Consider the following 2,686-nt stretch of genomic DNA (forward strand, 5'->3'; position numbering starts at 1 on the left):
GCTCCGGGTACGCCGGGGCCGCCGCCTATGGCTCCGTGCCCGGCGGGTGCGCCGGGGCCTCCCGGCCGGCCGGGGTCGGTGAAGGCCTCGGGAGCGCCGGGGCGGCCCGGGTCGCCGAAGCCGCCGGAGCTGCCGGGGGCGCCGTGCCGAGCCGGGTCGTCGAAGCCGCCAGGTCCACCGGGGGCGCCGGAGCGGCCGGGGTCGTTGAAGGACTCGGGGGCGCCGGGCCTGGCCGGGTCGCCGAAGCTGTCACGGCCGGCGGGGCCGCCGGGGGCGTTGAAGGCACCGGGTCCAGCCGGGCCGCCCGGCTCGTTGCCGAAGCCGCCGGGGCCGCCGGGTGCGTCGAAGGCACCGGGTGCGCCGCCCGGGCCTCCGGGCGCGGTGAAACCGCCCGGCCTCCCGGGACCGCCCCGCTCGTCGAAGCCCGCTCCGCCCGGCGGCACCATCGGGCCGTCGCCGGTGACCGGTCCGCCGGTCGGGCCCGCCGGGCCCCGGGAGCCGGGACCGCCGGGCGGGCCGAATCCGTCTGCCGCGGTCGGGCCACCGGGCTGACCACCGTAACCGGCTTGTCCGTTCTGCCCGTTCTGCCCGTGCTGCTCGTCACGGTCGTTCTCGGAGAAGTACGGCAGGTCGTCGCGGCGCGGTTCGCCGCCGCCCGGGGCGGGACGCGAGCCGTTGCCCAGGGGGCCCGCCGCCAAGGCCTCGGTGACGTCGAAGGAGCCGGTACCACCGCCGTGCCCGGGCGCGACGGGGCCGCCGGTAGCGCCGCCCGGGAGCCCGGCACCGTTCGTGCCGCCGGACCGGGAGCCGCCCGGCGCGCCCATCGAACCGACCACGCCCCCGGGCCGCCCGGCACCCGGCCGGGCCCCACCGGACGCACCGACACCGGCACCGGCACCCGGCGTCCCGGCAGCGGGACCGCCCGCACCGGAGCCGCCCGCCGCCGGACCCGAACCACCCGGCAGCCCGGCCCCGTTGGTGGAGCCGCCGCCCGGACCGCCCTTGCCTCCACCGGACTTGCGCGGCGCGAACCAGTCGCTGGCCGGCTTGTCGTCGCCCGGCTGCGCGGGGTCGGCGGGAGACTCGACCGTGCCCGCGGACGTGCCCGTGGACGAGGCGGCGCCCGGCGCCGTCGGCTCCGCACCGCGCGTGTCGGTGTCGGCCGGGCTCTCCGCATCCGCGACGGGCTTGCGCACCACCACGGGCGGAATCGGCCGCGACCCGGGGATGTTGATCCGGATCCGGGTCGTCAGCGTGGTCTCGGTCTTGCGTTCCTCCGGCCGCGTGGCGGAACGGCCCGCGTCCGCACCGGCGTCGGAGACCGTGGGGGTCCCGTACGGCGGCGTACCCGACGGGTAGGCGGCTCCGCCGCGCCCGTTGGGCCCGGAGGACGGAGTGTCAGTTTCACGACTCAAGGCAGGTTCTCCCGGTTGGCTCCGCCGCCCGACACAACCTCACGCGGGCAGCTCGGCGGCGCGCACCACCATACTGGCCACTTCTCGCCCGTATCCCGTGACTGCCGGGAATCCCACACCGGACCCCCACGGCCACGTCCTGGCGAAGTGGTACGTCACTTGGCAAGTCGGACGGGATCGCCGTTCGGTTGCCGCCCCGGGGCGAGGGTGGCACAGATCACAGCTACGGCGATGCCCCCGAGAAGATAGAGATAGGAGCCGCTCCCGGCGGCGAAGAGGAAGTCTCCCTCGGTGCGGCTGGCGGTGAGCAGGACGACGGCGAGCATCCAGCCCCCGGCGGCCGCGACGCCTCCGGCCCGGCTGCCGAGGACGCGGGTGGCCCCCAGGACGGCTCCGGCCTCACCGGCCAGGGCGAGCAGCAGCCCGCCCGGGAACCACCCGGGCTGCACCAGCGCCCCGGCCACACCGGCCACGGCGCCGAGCACGAAGAAGCCGAGGCAGGCGGCGGCGCGTCCGGCGGTGGGCGGCCGCATCGGCTGGGTGAGCATCGACGTACGGTCGCTCATGAGGCCTCCTCGACACCGGCGAACAGGTCCGTCTCCCGCGGGCCGGGGACCCGCTCGCCTCGGACCAGCTCGTAGTACTCGGTGGTGAGGATGGGCTGGGCGAGTTCGTTGGAGAGCACGAAGTACTGCCCCGCCACGGTGATCTGGGTGGCGTGGGCGCGCATCGCGGCGGCCTTGGCTCCGGCGTGGGCGGTGCCGTCGATCTCGGTGGTGATCCGCTCCGCGGGCACGACACCCGGGACGTCCTCGACCTCGGCGGCCTTGGTGAAGGGCGTGCCGGGCAGGTCCTTCCGGAGCCGTGCGAAGGACTCCTCCACAACCGGCCGGGGGACCCGGTTCCAGTAGACCTTCGGGACCGGCAGGCCCGCGTCGGCGGCCCGTTCCACGGCGCGCATGGCGACCCGGTGGGCCTGGATGTGGTCGGGGTGGCCGTAGCCGCCGTTCTCGTCGTAGGTGACGAGGACCTGGGGGCGTACCTCGCGGATCACCTCGACGAGGTGCGCGGCGGCCTCGTCGACGTCGGCCTGCCAGAAGCAGGCGGGATCGTCGTTGTCCGGCAGGCCCATCATCCCGGAGTCGCTGTAGCGCCCGGCGCCGCCGAGCAGGCGGACGTCCCGGACGCCGAGCTCGGCCATGGCGGCGGTGAGCTCCCGGCTGCGGTGCCGGCCCAGGGCGGCACCCGTCAGGTGCGCGAGCTCGGGCGGG

At 76.8% G+C, this 2,686-nt stretch carries 2 protein-coding genes and 1 pseudogene; all 3 read right to left on the reverse strand.

What is annotated here, in order from left to right; genetic code table 11:
* Positions 1-1,415: pseudogene (locus tag C1J00_RS41805) on the reverse strand (hypothetical protein); the annotation flags it as partial.
* 155 nt (positions 1,416-1,570) lie between these two features.
* On the reverse strand, positions 1,571-1,981 hold the full coding sequence (locus tag C1J00_RS41810; RefSeq protein ID WP_102914032.1) for a DUF6113 family protein: 411 nt from the start codon (positions 1,979-1,981) through the stop codon (positions 1,571-1,573).
* On the reverse strand, positions 1,978-2,686 hold a 709-nt coding region (mshB, locus tag C1J00_RS41815; RefSeq protein WP_102914033.1), incomplete at its 5' end, for an N-acetyl-1-D-myo-inositol-2-amino-2-deoxy-alpha-D-glucopyranoside deacetylase. The genes mshB and C1J00_RS41810, both read right to left, overlap by 4 nt.

This window comes from Streptomyces cahuitamycinicus (assembly GCF_002891435.1).
GTDB classification, from domain to species: Bacteria; Actinomycetota; Actinomycetes; order Streptomycetales; family Streptomycetaceae; genus Streptomyces; species Streptomyces cahuitamycinicus.

Coding starts and splice junctions, on each gene's coding strand:
- C1J00_RS41810 (WP_102914032.1), bottom strand. CDS start 1,981: ATGAGCGACCGTACGTCGATGCTCACCCAGCCGATGCGGCCGCCCACC.